The sequence below is a fragment of the Kribbella lupini genome (assembly GCF_039529595.1).
GTDB classification, from domain to species: Bacteria; Actinomycetota; Actinomycetes; order Propionibacteriales; family Kribbellaceae; genus Kribbella; species Kribbella lupini.
On record NZ_BAAANC010000001.1, the window covers coordinates 2,775,251 to 2,791,141 of the forward strand.

Genomic DNA, 15,891 nt, shown 5'->3' on the forward strand with positions numbered 1-15,891 from the left:
ATCCAACCACCTCGATCAGGCGAAGTCCTCCGCGGCGTACGGGTGCTGCTCGACCAGGACCAGCCAGTTGCCGGAGTTGTCGCGCAGGACCGCCTCCACGCCGTACGGGCGTTGCGACGGTTCCTGGATGTGCTCGACGCCCTTGGCGACCAGTTCGTCGAAGGTCTTGCGGCAGTCGTCGGTGGCGATGCCGACGCCGTGCATCATGCCCTTGGCCATGATCCGGCGGATCGCGGCGGCCGACTCCTCGTCCATCGGCGGGCCGGGGATCATCAGCGCCAGCTCGAGCTCGGGGTGGTCGCGCTGGTAGACCGTCACCCAGCGGAACTCGGGACTGAGCGTGATGTCGTTGCGCAGCACGAAGCCGAGCGTGCTGGTGTAGAAGTCCTTCGCCTCGTCGAGATCGTTGACGTAGACGGTGACCAGGTGGACGTTGGTGATCACGCGCGCTCCTCGGTGTCGTCGGTGCTTCGACCGTACGGCGCCTGCCGCCGATCCGGCTTCGCCGGAATTGCGGAGCTCAGACCGAGCATGAACACGTAGCACCCCGGGATCCGCGCGCCGGTCTGGGTGCGCTGGTACTCCGACGGGCTGACGCCGACCAGCTCGGTGAACCGCCGGGTGAACGAGCCGAGCGCGGAGTAGCCGACCATGACCGACACCTCGGTCACCGTCAGGTTGGTGTGCCACAGCCCGGCCTTCGAGGTCAGTCGCGGCCGCGGAGAAAGGACTCGACCACCGACACGTACCGGCTGTGCTCCTCGACGTGGGGCATGTGGCTGGAATACTGGAACACCTCCCAGTGCACGTCCGGGATCAGCTGCACGTACGGCATCACCGCGACCGGCGCCGCCTCGTCGTACGCGCCGGAGACCACCAGCGTCGGGACGTCGATGTTCGGCAGCCGGTCCACGACGCTCCAGTCGCGCAGACTGCCGACGACGTGGAACTCGCTCGGCCCGTTCATCGTGTGGTAGACGGTCGGGTCTTCGGCCAGCGCGGCGAACGCTGCCCGCACCTCCGGCGGGTTGGGCACCATGCGGCAGACGTGCCTGTCGTAGAACGTCGTCATCGCTGCCTCGTACGCCGGGGAGTCGGTCGTGCCGGCCTCCTCGTGCGCACGCAGCGTCTGGTCGATCACCGGAGGCAGCTCGGCCCGCAACGAGGCAGCGGCCTCCAGCCACAACGGCATCGAGGCCGGTGAGTTCGCGATGACGAGCCGCTTCAGCCCGGCCGGACGCCGTACCGCGTGCTCCGCGGCCAGCATGCCTCCCCACGACTGGCCGAGCAGGTGGTAGTTGTCCGCGATCCCGAGCAGCGTCACCAGGTTCTCCAGCTCGGCGAGGAACAACTCGACCGTCCAGTACGACGGATCGGCGTCAGGCAGGTGGGTGGAGTTGCCGCAGCCGACCTGGTCGTAGTGCACCACCGGACGCGCGGGCCCGTCCGGATCGGCGAAGGCGGTCAGCGACAACAGGTACTGGTGGGTGGCGCCCGGACCGCCGTGGGCGACGACCAGCGGCGTGACGCCACTGGACAGGTCGCCGGTCACGCGGAACCAGGTCTCGCCGTCGGCGAACGGGATTCGCCCGTCCAGCGTCGGCGGCAGGATGCGGTAGGGCGACGACTCGATGATGCTCATGCGGGGAACCTTTCAGTCGGCAAGCCAGCTGCGCACGTGCCGGCGCAGGAAGGCGAGGTCTTCGGGGATGTCGCGGGGCGAGCCGGCCCGGTGTCCCCACACACTCGGGATCTCGGCCAGTTCGGCCTTGCGCAGGGCGGCCAGTTCGAGCTCGTTGTCGGCCGTCCGGAAGTACAGATCCGTTGCCGAGGGCACCAGAAGTACGCGGGCCGTGATCGCCGCCAGCGCGGCGTCCAGGTCACCGCCGTACGGCGTACTGATGTCGGCGGCGAGCCAGGTGAGCGCCTGGGCGTACTGGTCGGCCGCGCGTCCCTCCGCGAACTTGTCGACCCAGTCGGCCTGCAGGAACGTCTCCAGATCGGTGTACCCGAGCGACTCGAACAGGCGGGCGCGGTAGAAGTCCTGGCTCAGGCCCCACCCGGCGTACACGTGTGCGAAGGCCTTCTTCGCCGCGACCGGTTCGGCCCTGAACCGACCGCCGCCGAGGTGCTCCGGCGCGGCCTCCAGGATGCGCAGCAGCCCGGACAGGAACACCCGATTGTGCAGCGACGTCCGGGCGCTGCCGCACACCACGACGGCCCGCTCGACGAAGTCCGGGTACAGCGCCGCCCAGTGATAGGCCTGCCCGGCCCCCATCGAGAACCCGTACGCCGCCTGCAGCCCGGCGATCCCGAACACTTCCGTCAGCAACCGGTACTGCGCATGCACGTTGTCGGCCATCGTCACCAGCGCCGGGTACTCCGGGTCCGTGGACGGGCTCGACGACAACCCGTTGCCGAACATGTCCGGGATCACCACGAACCATCGCTCCGGATCGAGTACGCCGTCCGGCCCGATCAGCCACTCCTGCGACTCGTGCGTCGCGCCGTAGCTGCACGGGTAGACGATCATGTTGTCCCGGCCGGGCGACAACGTGCCGTACGTCCGCCAGGACAGCCGGGCGTCGTGGATGAGGCCGCCGCGTTCCACCGGAAGGTCGCCGAGCGCGAACACGCCGGTCTCCACCGGCCAACCCGTCATGCCAGGACTCCGGTCGGCAGGACGGCGTGCACGCCCCAGGTCTGGTTCGCGACCTGGGTGATCCTCAGGTCGACGGCGGTACTGGCAAGGGCCAGGGCGGTGCTCTTGTCCACGTCGAGAATCACCTGCAGCCAGCACACCATCGCGTCCAGCGCGTCGCCCATCGCGACGTCGAGGTCGGGATCGAAGCCGAACGTGATCCGTCCCGCCGGGGTGACCGCGTGGATCGAGCGCAGCGGCGGTTCGTCGGGGACCAGGTCGACCGTCAGCGTGGTCGTCATCGGGCACTCGATCGCGGTCCCGCCGACCTCGCCGTCGCCCTGGGCCGCGTGCCCGTCGCCGAGGCTGAGCATCGCCTCGGCGACGGCGACCGGAAGGTAGAGCGTCGAACCGGCGACGAGCTCCTTGCAGTCGATGTTGCCGCCGCCGACCGCGCGCGGCGGGATGGTCGAGAACTCGCCGGTCGCCTGCGGAGCAACGCCGATCACCCCGAGGAACGGCGCCAGCGCGCGGGTGAAACCGCCGTTGCAGCTGCCCGACCCGGCCTCGGCGTCGAGATTCCACAACAGCCAGGCCGGCGGCTGCCCAGTGATGCCGAGCCGCTCGGTGATCGGCGACTCGAGCGCACCCGCGACGGTCCAGCCCCACGGGTCGGGTGTCAGCGAGACGAGCCGCACCGCCAGCAGATCGCCGGGCTCAGCGCCCCGTACGGCGATCGGTCCGGTCAGGCAGTGCCCCCGCGACTCGGCGAACATCGTCGGCTGCTTCTCCCCCGGCGTCGTCTGCGGCTGGAGGTAACCCGAGGCGTCCAGCGACCGTACGACGATCGTCTCGCCCGGCTCGACGGTGAGCACGGGATCGCGCTCGGCAGTGAACACGTCGACCGTCGTACCGGGAGCCGGATCGAGCCTGTGAGTGGTGTCCTGCATGGTCATCCGCTACCTCGCCGGGGTCAGGAGTTCGGTGGTCAGGGGGTGGTGGCAGGCCACCGCGTGCAGACCTTCGCCGGCGGTCAGGGCCGGTGCCTCCACTGCACAGCGGTCGGTGGCCAAAGGGCAACGGGTCCGGAAGTGGCAACCGCTGGGCGGATCGATCGCGGACGGCAGCTCACCGCCGAGCCCGACGGACTTCTCCGGACCCACGCCGGTCCGCGCGGCCGAGGGCAACGGGATCGCTTTGATCAGGCCCGCCGTGTACGGGTGCCGGGGCGCGCCGTACACCTGCTCGCTCGGGCCGAGCTCGACGAGCCGGCCCAGGTACATCACGCCGATCCGGTCGGCCAGGTACTTCAGCAGCGACAGGTCGTGCGAGATCACCACGTACGTCTGGCCGTACCGGTCCTGCAGCGAGCGCATCAGGTTCAGGATCTGCGCCTGGACCGACACGTCGAGCGCCGAGACCGGCTCGTCGGCCACGATCACCTTCGGGCGCAGGGCCAGCGCGCGGGCCATCGCGATCCGCTGCCGCTGTCCACCGGAGAACTCGTGCGGGTAACGCTGCGCGGCCTCGGGCGGCAGACCCACCGCATCCAGCAGTTCGCGGACCGTATCGCGTCGTTCGCGGCGGGTGCCGACGCCCTGCGCGACCAGCGGTTCCTCGATCAGCGCGGCCACCGTCATCCGCGGGTCCAGGGCGGCCGCGGAGTCCTGGAACATCATCTGCAGGTCCCGCCGGCGACGGCGTCGTACCGCCGGGCTCTGGGCGGACAGGTCACGGCCGTCAAAGGTGACCGAGCCGCTGCTCGGGCGCTCCAGCCCGACCAGCATCCGCCCGATCGTGGTCTTGCCGCAGCCCGACTCCCCCACGATGCCGAGCGTCTCACCGGCCGCGATCGACAACGTCACGCCGGACACCGCGTGCACCGCCCGGCGCGGCCCGAACGGCCGTTGCGCCTTGAGCCCGAAGCGTTTGTGCACGTCGAAGAGCTGGACCAGCGTCTCGCTTCCCCGCGGCTCGTCGGCTCCCGTACGCGGTACCGACGGCTCGGTTCGCACCGCCGGCTCGGTCGCCGGGTGGAAACACGCGTGCAGGTGATCGCTGTCGGGCGCGACCGTTGTCAACGCCGGGTCGGTACGGCGGCAGTCGTCCTGGGCGAACGCACAGCGCGGCGCGAACCGGCACTGCGGCGCGAGGTCCAGCAGCTTCGGCGGAGCACCGGGAATCGTGGCCAGCTCGGCGCCGCGGTCCAGCTCCAGCGTCGGCATCGCCGCGAGCAGGGCCTTCGTGTAGCGGTGCCTCGGCGCTTCGAACAGCTCCTGGACGCCGGCCTGCTCGACCATGCGGCCGCCGTACATCACCGCGACCCGGTCGGCGTACTCGGCGATCACGCCCATGTCGTGGGTGACCAGCAGCACGCCCATCGACAGCTGCGACTTCAGGTCGTCGATCAGGGTCAGGATCTGGGCCTGGATCGACACGTCCAGCGCGGTGGTCGGTTCGTCGGCGATCAGCAGCTTCGGCTCGCACATCAGGCCGAGCGCAATCATGACCCGCTGCCGCATGCCGCCGGACAGCTGGTGCGGGTAGTCGTGCAGGCGTTCCCGCGGCCGGGGCATGCCGACGAGCCCGAGTACGTCGGTGGCGCGAGCGGTGGCGGCCGACCGGCTGCCACCGACGTGAATCCGGTACGCCTCGCGCAGCTGGCTGCCGATCGTGCGGACCGGGTTCAGCGAGGTCATCGGGTCCTGGAAGATCATCGCCATCCGGCTCCCCCGCAACCGGCGCATGGCGGGCTCGTCCAGGCCGGTCAGCTCCTCGCCGTCCAGACGGACCGATCCGCCGGTGATCGCACCGCCGGGCGGCAGCAGGCGCAGGATCGACAGGCCGGTCAACGTCTTGCCGCAACCCGACTCGCCGACCAGGCCGAGGGTCTGGCCCGCCTCGACGGAGAAGCTGACGCCGTCGACCGGCCGGATCGTGCCCTGCCGGGTGTCGATCTCGGTCCGCAAGTTGGTGACTTCGAGCAGGCTCATGCGTCGTCCCCTCCGTCGCGGGTGGCGGACCGCCGTACGGCGGCCGGACGGAAGAGGCGGCCGAAGCGGACGCCCTCGCGCGGGTCCAGCACCCGCATCAGGTGGTCGCCGGCGAAGTTGGCCAGCAGGATCGTGGCCATGATCGCCAGGCCGGGGAAGGTGGACAGCCACCAGGCGTCGGCGAGGTTCGTCGCGCCCGCGGCGAGGTCGCTGCCCCAGTCGGGCGCGGGCAACCGGACGCCCAGGCCGAGGAAGCTGAGCGTTGTCGCCGTCAGCACTCCCCACCCGATCGCGCTGCTGCCCAGGACGACGACCTCGGTGAGCAGGTTGGGGATCAGGTGCCGCCAGGAGGTGCGCAGGGTGGTCGATCCGAAGACCCGCGCGGCTTCGACGTACTCCGCTCTGCGCAACCGGCGGACCGAGGACTCCACCACGCGGGCGAAGCCGGGGGTGAAGGCGACGCCGATCGCGAGCACGATGCTGCGGACGCCGGAGCCGGCGGTCGCGATCAGGATCAGCGCGATCAGCAGCACCGGCAGGGCGAGGAACACGTCGACCAGCCGCATCACCAGCGCGTTGACCAGGCGCGGAGCGACTCCGCCCAGGACGCCGATGGCGACCCCGGCCGCCGTGGCGAGCAGTACGCCGAGCAGGCTGGCCAGGAGCACCGGCCGCGCGCCGTGCACGGTGCGGCTGAAGATGTCGCGGCCGAGCAGGTCGGTGCCGAACAGGTGACTGGCGCTGGGGCCCCGCAGGTTGGCGTCGCTGGTGGCGACCGGGTCGACGTGGGCCAGCAGGCCGGGCGCTACCAGGAGGACGACCAGCAGGAGGACCGCGACGAGCAGCGCCGCGCGGCCGATGGTTGCCTTGAGCCCCTTGATGCCGACCGGCCGCGGCGTCCTCGTGGCCACTGTCATGCTCAACGGATCGGTCGTCATCCGCGGGCCTCCTGCCGGGTGCGGGGGTCGATGGCGCCGACGAGCAGGTCGACGCCGAGATTGATCAGCACGTAGGCGACACCGATCACCACGACCGCGCCCTGTACGACGGGGATGTTCTTGCTGGTGATCGAGGTGGCCAGGAAGCTGCCGAGCCCGGCGCGGCCGAAGATCACCTCGGTGATCGCGGCCCCGGTCAGGATGTTGCCGAACTGCAGGCCGATCGTGGTGACCGCCGGCACCGACGAGTTGCGCAGCACCTGCCGCAGCAGCACCCGGACGTCGCCGCTGCCGCGAGCGCGGGCCGCCTTCACGTAGTCGCTGCGCAGTTCCTCGATCACCCGGCCGCGCACCAGCCGGGTCAGGATCGCGGCGTAGCCCCAGCCGAGGGAGACGGCCGGCAGCACGAGGCTTCGCGCCGTACCGTCGTCGATCGCGGAGAACCACTGCAGCTTCACGCTGAACACGAGCACGAGCAGCAGGGCCAGGAAGAAGTACGGGACGGCGACGCCCGCGAAGGAGATCCAGCGGGCCAGCGTGTCGAGCACCGAGCCGGGCCGCATGCCCGCGACCAGACCGAGCGGGACGCCGATCAGGATCGCGACCAGCATCGACGCCGCGGTGAGGACCAGCGTGCTCGGTGCCCGCGAGAGCAGCTCGAAGGCGACCGAGTTCTGGGTCAGGAACGAGGTACCGAGGTTGCCGTGCAGCAGTTGGCCGGCGAAGTCGGCGTACTGGCGCCAGATCGGGAGGTCGAGGCCGAGCTGCTGCCGCAGGGCCGCGATCTGCTCGGGCGAGGCGTTCGCGCCGTACAGGATCACTTTGGCGGGATCACCCGGTACGACGTGCACGAGGACGAACGCGATCACGGTGATGCCCAGCACGACCGGCACCGCGGCGCCGAGCCGGCGCAGGACGAACAGCGTCATCAGCCGACGGTGGCGCTGTGGAACGCCAGATAGCCGTTGAGGGTCTGGTGCAGGTTCTTCACCTTCGGCGAGAGCGTGAAGGCGCCGGCCACGTCCCACAGCGGCAGGAACATCGCGTCCTGCATCAGCTTGGTGCCGACCTGCTGGTACAGCCGGTCGCGGGTCGCGTCGGCCGCGGTGGCGTTGGCGGTCGCGATCATCTTGTCGACCGCGGGGTTGTCGTAGTGCGACCAGTTGAAGCCGGACTCGATCGCGCCGGAGTTGACCCAGATGTTGAGCAGGTACGGATCGGCGCCGTAGTAGCCGAACGAGCCGAGGTTGTGGACGCCGGAGTTGAAGCTCGCCTGTGCGGTGGCGAACGGCTGCACCGACGTGGTCGCGGCGAAGCCGACCTTCTGCAGCTCGGAGACCACGAACTGGGTCGGCAGCTCCAGGCCTCCCCCACTGAACAGGATGATGTTCAGGTCAAGCTTCTGCCCGTTCTTGGTCCGGGTGCCGCCGTCGCCGACCGACCAGCCGGCCCGGTCGAGCAGCGCCGCGGCCTTGTCCGGGTCGTAGGTGTGGACCTTGCTCGCCGACTCGCTGTAGCCGGGCGTGATCGGGGTCAGCACGTTGTGGGCCGGCTTGTAGACGTCGTACAGGACGCTCTTGACCATCGCGTCCTGGTCGACCGCGGCCAGGATCGCCTGCCGGACCAGCGGGTCGTCGGTCGGCGGCTTGGCCACGTTGATCGGCATCCCGAGCGGCGTACCGATCGAGGGCACCAGCAGTTGCTCGTACTTGCCGGACTTCTGCGCGGCGGAGATGTTGTTCGGCGGCAGGTTCATCGCGATCTGCAGCTGGCCGCTCTGCAGCGCGTTGTAGCGGCCACTGTCGTCGGTGACGATCCGGAAGACCAGCTTGTCCAGCTTGGCCGGACCGTCGCCCAGCGCCTTCGGGCCCCAGGTGTACTTCGGGTTCTTGAGCAACGTGAGCTGGCTGCCGGTCTGGTAGCTGTCGAAGGTGAACGGGCCGGTGCCGACAGGGTTGTTGCCGAAGCCGGTCGGACCGTACTTGGTCAGCGCGGCCGGCGAGGAGATCCCGAAGTTCCCGGCCGCCTGCTGGTGCAGGAAGGACGCGTTCGGCGCGCTGAAGACGATCTGCGCGGTGTAGTCGTCGATGACCTTGGTCTCGCGGTACGGGCCGAGGGCGCCGAGCCCGCTCTTGGACTTCGTCCGCGGGTCGACCACGTGGTCGTACGTCGCCTTGACCGCGGCGGCGTTGAACGGCGTGCCGTCGTGGAACGTCACGCCCTTGCGCAACTTGAAGGTGTAGACCGACGCGTCCGGTGAGATCGTCCAGGACTCGGCCAGCCCGGGGTGGAAGGCACTGCCGCCCTTGCCGTCGGGCAGCCAGTAGACCAGCGGGTCGAACAGCGCGAACGAGATCAGCAGGGTCAGCGCCAGGCCGGTCGCGCCCGGGTCGAGGGTGTCGGGCGTGGCGTTGATGCCCATGGTGAGCGTGCCGCCACCGGCGGAGACGGAGGCGGACGTGGTGGCGTCGTCGGCGCTGCAGGCCGACAGCGCCGGGGCGAGGCCGATACCGGCGGCCAGGCCGCCGCTCATCCCCAGGAGCCGGCGGCGGGACAGCGGGCGGCGCAGGGCCGCGGTGGTGGAGCGACGGGGGTTGTGGTCCATGGGAGGTGCTCCTCGGGGACGAACAGACGGAAGCTGTTCCGTATGTTGTATACGAAACATGCTACGCCCGTATTTCCGATCCGCCACGAGCAGATTTCGTCTCCGACGGTGCTGCAGCCGCCACGGAGCGCCAGATCTGTTGAAAACAAGGTGCTTCGGCGTTGCCGCGCCATCAGATTTCAGGCGAGGGGTCGCCGCAGGCCGCAGAATCGGCGGGGCCTGCCTATCACCTACGGAGGAAATCCGTATACAGCTTTGGCGATCAGTGGCTCAATCGGCGGGGTCGAGCCGCGGGCGCAGCGTGCTCCGCACGCTCAGCACGTGATGGCGGGCGGCCGCCTCGGCGAGGTCGGCGTCGCCGGCCGCGATCGCCTCGATCAGGCCGTGGTGCTCGGTCCAGGCCGCCGGGTCCTGCAGAGGAGCGCTCTGCCGGAGCAGCCACTGCCCCCGCTTGACCATCGGAATCGCGATCGCGATCAGGTAATCGTTGCGGGTCATCTCGAAGATCAGCGAGTGCAACTCGGTGTGCAGGGTCGACAGGACGTCGAGATCCTGGCCCGGCCCCGAGTCGCGGACCAACTCCAGGATCTCCCAGGCCCGTTCCAGGGCAGCGGTTTCGGGCTCCTCGACCGAGGCGGCCAGCCGCGCTCCGAGTGGCTCCAGGGCGAGCCGGACGTGAAACAGGTCGTCGGCCTGACGAGCCGACAGCTTGGCCACGAACGCCCCGCGCCGCGACACCACGTCGAGGAAGCCTTCCGCCTCCAGGACCCGCATCGCCTCCCGGATCGGGTTCCGCGACACCCCCAACTGCTGGGCGAGCCGGTCCTCGACCAGTCGCTCGCCGGGACGCAGTGAACCGTCCAGGATCAGCCGGCGCAGCTCCGCCGCGACGACGTCCCGCAGTGGCAGGTGGCCGTCTCCGACGAGTACCGGGTTCGAGGTCACCGCTGAACTGTATACGAAGCACCGATCGACCTTCGGCCCGTGCCGAAAGTCTCCCCGCTCCCCCGTCCGATCGGCGATGCTGGCCGGCATGGACATCCGAGGCAGTTCCGGGCAAGGCGGCAGTGGTCCCGGCGCGATCACGCCGGACGGCAGTCCGGTCGAGCTGTACGTCGACGCCGGCGCACACGGCGACGACGAGGTGATCGCCGCCGCGATCCCGACGTACGCCGAGATCCTCGAGCTGGGCTGCGGCACCGGCCGGATCACCCGGCCGCTCACCGCCCGCGGCCACCAGGTCGTTGCCGTCGACGAGTCACCGGACATGCTGGCCCACGTCACCACCGCGGGGACCGTCTGCAGCTCGATCGAGGACCTCCGTCTCGACCGGCGCTTCGACGTGGTGCTGATGATGTCGTTCCTCATCAACGCTCCCGACGACGCCGTACGCCGTCGCCTGCTGGCGACCTGCACCCACGACGTGCGCGCGGACGGAGTCGTCGTCCTCCAGCGCCACGACCGGGCGTCCTTCGCCGAGCCGCGCGTGCTGGAGCGGGAGGACCACCGCCTGGAGATCGCCGACGTCGAGCACCTGCCGGGCGACGTCGACGCGGCGACCATGACCCACACCGTCGCAGGCCGCACGTGGAGCCAGCGCGTGGTGGTGCAGAACTTCACCGACGAGCAGCTGGAGGCCCTGCTCGCCGAGGCGGGCCTGGGGAAGGTCGACTACCTCACCCCAGACCACACCTGGCTGACCGCTCAGCTCCTTTAGCCGGCGATGGCGTCGAACTGCGCCCTGGTCAGCCGGCTGGTGTCCTCGGCCAGCTTGCCGGTGCGACTGCAGTTGACGGCGGGCGCCGGCTGGCCGGTGAGGTAGGCGATGGCCGTCTGGAACGTCGCGCACCGTCGCCCGTCCTCAGCACCGGCCGGGTAGCCGATCGCCGCGTTGACCCGGCCCATCTTCAGCTGGTCGGCGTACGGGTTGATGTTGCGGGCGACCGTCCAGTACCAGCGGGCGATCTGCGCGCTGTACCGGATGTCCCGCGCCAGCTCGGGGTTGCCGATCAGGTCGACGCCGAGCCACTGCCCGGCGGGCCGGTAGTTGAAGTCACCGGTCAGCTGGATGTACCCGCGGCCGCCGTACAGGCGGGTGTCCCCGATCTCGCGGATGTTGTACTCCAGCCGCGACTCGTGCACGAGCGTCGCCAGGAAGGCGGCCTTGCGGTACGGCGTGTTGACCTGCGCGTCGCGCATCGCCTGGTTCAGCGACGGCAGGCCGGTCTGCACCAGCGAGGGATTCGCGATCCGGCTGCCGAACATCGCCTGGACGTCGGCCAGCGTGATGTCGCCGGTCGGCGGGTTCGGATTGCTGCCGCACTCGGCGACCCCGGGCAGCTTGTCCTCGGGAATCGCGACGTAGGCGACCGTGACGTACCCGCCGAGCGCGGGCACGTGGGCCCACCACCGGCTGGAGCCGCCGCTGACGGTGTGACCAGGTCACCGAGCTTCTGGCAGTCGACGTCGATCGCGGTGGGGCCGGGCAGCGTGCGGACGACCGGTGACGACAGGGAGGCGTCGGCCCGGACGTTCACGCCGGTGCCGTAGGTCTGGAAGACGGCGGCGTGGGCGGGGAGGGCGGTGACCAGGCCGGCGACGGTCAGGCCGGTCAGGGCCAGGGCGGCGGTGAGGAGAGGACGGAATCTGCGCATGTCGTGCTCCCGGGGCGGGAAGGGCGGACGGAGCGTCGCGTCGTGAAAAGTTGGCTACTCCGCGAGGCGACTCTGTCACTTTCCACCGACGCCGGGCGACGCTCAACCCTTTCCACCCCCATCACACGGTGCCGTGACCGCTACCTGCCACGGCACCGTGCGCGGTACTGCTCGAGGCCGAACTAGGCCTTGGCCTCTTTGTCCTCCGGCTTGGCGTCGACGCCGGCTTCCTTGCGCTGCTCCGGGGTGATCGGCGCCGGCGCCGCGGTCAGCGGGTCGTAGCCGCCGCCGGACTTCGGGAACGCGATCACGTCGCGGATCGAGTCCGCGCCGGCCAGCAGCGCGGTGATCCGGTCCCAGCCGAACGCGATGCCGCCGTGCGGCGGGGCGCCGAACTTGAACGCGTCGAGCAGGAAGCCGAACTTCTCGGTGGCCTCCTCGTCGGTCAGGCCCATCACCTTGAACACGCGCTTCTGCACGTCCTCGCGGTGGATACGGATCGACCCGCCGCCGATCTCGTTGCCGTTGCAGACGATGTCGTAGGCGTAGGCCAGGGCCGAGCCCGGGTCGGTGTCGAAGGTCGCCAGCGAGTCCGGCTTCGGCGAGGTGAACGCGTGGTGCACGGCGGTCCAGGCGCCCGAACCGACGGCGACGTCACCGGCGGCGGTCGCGTCGTCGGCCGGCTCGAACAGCGGCGCGTCGACGACCCACACGAACGACCAGGCCGACTCGTCGATCAGGCCGCCGCGACGGCCGATCTCCAGCCGCGCCGCACCGAGCAGCGCGCGCGACGACTTGACCGGGCCGGCGGCGAAGAAGATGCAGTCGCCCGGCTTGGCGCCCACGTGGTCGGCGAGGCCGGCGCGCTCCTGCTCGGACAGGTTCTTGGCGACCGGGCCACCCAGCTCGCCGTCCTGACCGACCAGCACGTACGCGAGACCCTTGGCGCCGCGCTGCTTGGCCCAGTCCTGCCACGCGTCCAGCTGCTTGCGCGGCTGGTCGGCGCCACCCGGCATCACGACCGCACCGACGTACTGCGCCTGGAAGACCCGGAACGGGGTGTCCTTGAAGTAGTCGGTGCACTCGACCAGCTCCAGACCCATCCGGAGGTCGGGCTTGTCGGAGCCGAAGCGGGCCATCGCCTCGGCGTACGTCATCCGCTGGATCGGCGTCTGCACCTCGTGCCCGGCGAGCTTCCACAGCTCGACCAGGATCTCCTCGGACAGCGCGATGATGTCGTCCTGGTCGACGAAGCTCATCTCGACGTCGAGCTGGGTGAACTCCGGCTGCCGGTCGGCGCGGAAGTCCTCGTCGCGGTAGCAGCGGGCGATCTGGTAGTACCGCTCCATCCCGGCCACCATCAGCAGCTGCTTGAACAGCTGCGGCGACTGCGGCAACGCGTACCAAGAGCCCGGCTGCAGACGCGCCGGGACCAGGAAGTCGCGGGCGCCTTCCGGCGTCGACTTGGTCAGCGTCGGCGTCTCGATCTCGACGAAGTCGTGCTTGGCCAGGACGTCGCGGGCCGCCTTGTTCACCTTGCTGCGCAGGCGCAGCGCGGCGCCGGGGCCCTGCCGCCGCAGGTCGAGGTACCGGTACTTCAGCCGGACCTCCTCGTTCACCGGCGTCGCGTGGTGCTCCTCGACCGGGAACGGCAGCGGCGCGGCCTCGCTGAGGACCTCGATCTCCTCGGTGATGATCTCGATCTCACCGGTCGGCAGGTCGGGGTTCGCGTTGCCCTCGGGGCGCGCCGCGACGGTGCCGACGATCTTCAGGCAGTACTCCGAGCGCAGGCCGTGCGCGGCCTCCTCGTCGCGGATGACCACCTGGACGGTGCCGCTGGAGTCGCGCAGGTCGATGAACGCCACGCCACCGTGATCGCGCCGCCGCGCCACCCAGCCCGCCAGGGTGACGGTCTGCCCGGTGTGCTCGGCCCTGAGCGAGCCGGCGGAATGGGTACGGATCACGAGTTCTCCTGTGGGGTTTCGATGCTGGGTCGTACGTCGTGCTGCGGCGGCGTCCAGGTCGCCGGGTCGGCCGGCACCTGCTCACCGCTGCGGATGTCCTTGACCTCGGGGCCGTTCTCGGTGCTGAACCAGACGAACGGGATGCCGCGACGGTCCGCGAACTTGATCTGCTTGCCGAACTTGGCCGCGGCCGGCGCGACCTCGACCGGGATGCCACGCTGCCGGAGCACCGCCGCCGTCCGCATCGCGTCGGCGCGGTCGGCTTCGTCGTTCAGCGCGACCAGGACGGCGGTCGGCGTACTGCGGCTGCCCTTGAGCAGGCCCTGGCTGAACAGCCGGGCCAGCAGGCGGCTGACACCGATCGAGATGCCGACGCCCGGGTACGTCGTCTTGCCGTCGGTCGCGAGCGCGTCGTACCGGCCGCCGGAGCAGATCGAGCCGTAGGACTCGTGCCCGATCAGCTGGGTCTCGTAGACCGTGCCGGTGTAGTAGTCCAGGCCGCGGGCGATCTTCAGGTCGGCGACCAGCAGGCCGGGGGCGTGCTCGTTGGCCGCCGTCATGATCGCGGCCAGCCGCTCCAGGCCCTCGTCGAGCACCTCGTGCTGGACGCCGAGCGCCCGCACCTGCTCGACGAACGACGCGTCGGTCGACGAGATCTCGGCCAGCCGCAGCACCTGCTTGGCGGTCTCGGCCTCCAGCGCTGGACCGTCGGCCGCGGTCAGCAGCTGGGTCACCTTGTCCGGACCGATCTTGTCCAGCTTGTCGACGATCCGCAGGACCGCGGTGACGTCCTCGACGCCCAGGCCGCGGTAGAACCCCTCGGGGATCTGCCGGTTGTTGACCTGGATCCGGAACGGCGGGATCGGCAGCTTGCTGAACGCGTCGGCGATCACCAGCGGCAGCTCGACCTCGTAGTGGAACGGCAGCGTGCCGTCGCCGACCACGTCGATGTCGGCCTGGGTGAACTCGCGGTACCGGCCCTCCTGCGGCCGCTCGCCCCGCCAGACCTTCTGGATCTGGTAGCGGCGGAACGGGAACGCGAGCTTGCCCGAGTTCTCCAGCACGTAGCGGGCGAACGGGACCGTCAGGTCGAAGTGCAGCCCGAGGCCCGGGCCCTCGTCGTCGGCGGCCGCGCCGAGCCGGCGTACGGCGTAGATCTCCTTGTCCGCGTCCTCGCCCTGGTTCGACAGCCGCTCGACCGGCTCGACCGCGCGGGTCTCGATCGAGGCGAACCCGTGCAGCTCGAACGTCTCCCGGATCACGTCGAGGAAGTGCTGCTCGACGATCCGGTCCGACGGGAGGAATTCGGGGAACCCACTGATCGGGGTCACCTTTGCCATTGCCTTATGTCTCCAGGTCCTGCAAGTAGGGGTTGGTCGCCTTCTCCCGGCCGATGGTCGTCTGGCCACCATGACCCGGCAGCACGACGATCTCGTCGCGCATCGGGAGGATCTTGGTGGCCAACGTATGCAGCATCGTCGGATGGTCGCCGCCGGGCAGGTCCGTCCGGCCGATCGACCCGGCGAACAGCACGTCCCCGGAGAACAGCACCGCCGGGACGTCCTCCGGCCCGTCGTACGGCGTGGTGAAGGTGACCGAGCCGCGGGTGTGCCCCGGGGTGTGGTCGACCGTGAACTGCAGCCCGGCCAGCTCGAGCGCCTGGCCGTCCTTGAGCTCGGCGACGTCGTCCGGCTCGGCGAACTTGTGGTCACCGCCGAGCAGCATCCGCGCGCTCTCCGCGCTGATCCCGGCCATCGGGTCGCTCAGCAGGTGCCGGTCGTCGGCGTGGATCCAGGCGGTGCTGTCGTAGGTCCCGCAGACCGGCAGCACCGAGAACATGTGGTCGATGTGGCCGTGCGTCAGCAGGACGGCGACCGGCTTGAGCTTGTTCTCCCGAACCACCTGGTCGACGCCCTTCGCGGCGTCCTGACCCGGGTCGATCACGATGCACTCAGCGCCCTGGCCGGTGGCGACCACGTAGCAGTTCGTACCCCACGACCCCGCGGGGAACCCGGCGATGAGCACGACTGACCTTCCTGAACGGGTGCGGGACCATCCAAGGCTACCGGTCGGCCCCCTCCCCGCAGGTACCGGGT

At 70.1% G+C, this 15,891-nt stretch carries 15 protein-coding genes; 1 reads left to right on the top strand and 14 read right to left on the bottom strand.

Translation table 11 applies throughout. The features are described 5' to 3' along the window. Positions 1-15: 15 nt before the first annotated feature. The 10 genes from ABD235_RS12780 to ABD235_RS12825 form a co-directional block, all read right to left on the bottom strand. On the bottom strand, positions 16-444 hold the full coding sequence (locus tag ABD235_RS12780; protein ID WP_344173462.1) for a VOC family protein: 429 nt from the start codon (positions 442-444) through the stop codon (positions 16-18). Beyond that, complete coding sequence (locus tag ABD235_RS12785) at positions 441-803, bottom strand: helix-turn-helix domain-containing protein (protein WP_344173713.1); 363 nt, start codon at positions 801-803, stop codon at positions 441-443. The genes ABD235_RS12780 and ABD235_RS12785 overlap by 4 nt, the downstream gene beginning before the upstream one ends. Then, the gene (locus tag ABD235_RS12790) at positions 707-1,642 is read right to left on the bottom strand and encodes a proline iminopeptidase-family hydrolase (protein ID WP_344173464.1); all 936 of its coding nucleotides are present in this window, start codon (positions 1,640-1,642) and stop codon (positions 707-709) included. The genes ABD235_RS12785 and ABD235_RS12790 overlap by 97 nt, the downstream gene beginning before the upstream one ends. 12 nt (positions 1,643-1,654) lie before the next feature. Next, positions 1,655-2,662 carry an alpha/beta fold hydrolase gene (locus ABD235_RS12795; protein ID WP_344173467.1) on the bottom strand — a complete coding sequence of 336 codons (1,008 nt, stop codon included), beginning with the start codon at positions 2,660-2,662 and terminating at the stop codon, positions 1,655-1,657. After that, a complete protein-coding gene (locus tag ABD235_RS12800; protein WP_344173469.1) occupies positions 2,659-3,597 on the bottom strand; it encodes an acetamidase/formamidase family protein in 939 nt (312 codons plus the stop codon). The genes ABD235_RS12795 and ABD235_RS12800 overlap by 4 nt, the downstream gene beginning before the upstream one ends. Positions 3,598-3,600: 3 nt before the next feature. Continuing rightward, on the bottom strand, positions 3,601-5,634 hold the full coding sequence (locus ABD235_RS12805) for an ABC transporter ATP-binding protein (RefSeq protein WP_344173471.1): 2,034 nt from the start codon (positions 5,632-5,634) through the stop codon (positions 3,601-3,603). Then, positions 5,631-6,572, bottom strand: coding sequence for an ABC transporter permease (locus ABD235_RS12810; protein WP_344173473.1), 942 nt, complete (start codon positions 6,570-6,572; stop codon positions 5,631-5,633). The genes ABD235_RS12805 and ABD235_RS12810 overlap by 4 nt, the downstream gene beginning before the upstream one ends. Then, a complete protein-coding gene (locus ABD235_RS12815; protein WP_344173475.1) occupies positions 6,569-7,501 on the bottom strand; it encodes an ABC transporter permease in 933 nt (310 codons plus the stop codon). Before ABD235_RS12815 ends, ABD235_RS12810 begins: the two co-directional genes overlap by 4 nt. Beyond that, the gene (locus ABD235_RS12820) at positions 7,501-9,177 is read right to left on the bottom strand and encodes an ABC transporter substrate-binding protein (RefSeq protein WP_344173477.1); all 1,677 of its coding nucleotides are present in this window, start codon (positions 9,175-9,177) and stop codon (positions 7,501-7,503) included. The genes ABD235_RS12815 and ABD235_RS12820 overlap by 1 nt, the downstream gene beginning before the upstream one ends. A gap of 270 nt (positions 9,178-9,447) precedes the next feature. Continuing rightward, a complete protein-coding gene (locus ABD235_RS12825) occupies positions 9,448-10,122 on the bottom strand; it encodes a GntR family transcriptional regulator (RefSeq protein WP_344173479.1) in 675 nt (224 codons plus the stop codon). An 88-nt stretch (positions 10,123-10,210) separates the two neighbouring features. On the opposite strand from ABD235_RS12825, the gene ABD235_RS12830 reads away from it, so the two are divergent. Beyond that, on the top strand, positions 10,211-10,894 hold the full coding sequence (locus ABD235_RS12830; RefSeq protein ID WP_344173481.1) for a class I SAM-dependent methyltransferase: 684 nt from the start codon (positions 10,211-10,213) through the stop codon (positions 10,892-10,894). Here ABD235_RS12830 and ABD235_RS12835 read toward each other — a convergent pair. The 4 genes from ABD235_RS12835 to ABD235_RS12850 form a co-directional block, all read right to left on the bottom strand. Then, complete coding sequence (locus ABD235_RS12835; protein ID WP_344173483.1) at positions 10,891-11,574, bottom strand: glycoside hydrolase family 19 protein; 684 nt, start codon at positions 11,572-11,574, stop codon at positions 10,891-10,893. The two genes, ABD235_RS12830 and ABD235_RS12835, sit on opposite strands and share 4 nt — an antisense overlap. Positions 11,575-12,013: 439 nt before the next feature. Next, positions 12,014-13,795, bottom strand: a complete 1,782-nt coding sequence (gene aspS / locus ABD235_RS12840) for an aspartate--tRNA ligase (RefSeq protein ID WP_344173485.1) — start codon at positions 13,793-13,795, stop codon at positions 12,014-12,016. After that, positions 13,792-15,135 (bottom strand): histidine--tRNA ligase, encoded by a 1,344-nt coding sequence (gene hisS, locus ABD235_RS12845; RefSeq protein ID WP_344173487.1) that lies wholly within the window; start codon positions 15,133-15,135, stop codon positions 13,792-13,794. The genes aspS and hisS overlap by 4 nt, the downstream gene beginning before the upstream one ends. A 4-nt stretch (positions 15,136-15,139) precedes the next feature. Continuing rightward, positions 15,140-15,820 carry an MBL fold metallo-hydrolase gene (locus tag ABD235_RS12850; RefSeq protein ID WP_344173489.1) on the bottom strand — a complete coding sequence of 227 codons (681 nt, stop codon included), beginning with the start codon at positions 15,818-15,820 and terminating at the stop codon, positions 15,140-15,142. Between the last annotated feature and the right edge of the window lie 71 nt (positions 15,821-15,891).

Coding starts and splice junctions, on each gene's coding strand:
- ABD235_RS12790 (WP_344173464.1), bottom strand. CDS start 1,642: ATGAGCATCATCGAGTCGTCGCCCTACCGCATCCTGCCGCCGACGCTG.
- ABD235_RS12795 (WP_344173467.1), bottom strand. CDS start 2,662: ATGACGGGTTGGCCGGTGGAGACCGGCGTGTTCGCGCTCGGCGACCTT.
- ABD235_RS12800 (WP_344173469.1), bottom strand. CDS start 3,597: ATGACCATGCAGGACACCACTCACAGGCTCGATCCGGCTCCCGGTACG.
- ABD235_RS12805 (WP_344173471.1), bottom strand. CDS start 5,634: ATGAGCCTGCTCGAAGTCACCAACTTGCGGACCGAGATCGACACCCGG.
- ABD235_RS12810 (WP_344173473.1), bottom strand. CDS start 6,572: ATGACGACCGATCCGTTGAGCATGACAGTGGCCACGAGGACGCCGCGG.
- ABD235_RS12815 (WP_344173475.1), bottom strand. CDS start 7,501: ATGACGCTGTTCGTCCTGCGCCGGCTCGGCGCCGCGGTGCCGGTCGTG.
- ABD235_RS12820 (WP_344173477.1), bottom strand. CDS start 9,177: ATGGACCACAACCCCCGTCGCTCCACCACCGCGGCCCTGCGCCGCCCG.
- ABD235_RS12830 (WP_344173481.1), top strand. CDS start 10,211: ATGGACATCCGAGGCAGTTCCGGGCAAGGCGGCAGTGGTCCCGGCGCG.
- hisS (WP_344173487.1), bottom strand. CDS start 15,135: ATGGCAAAGGTGACCCCGATCAGTGGGTTCCCCGAATTCCTCCCGTCG.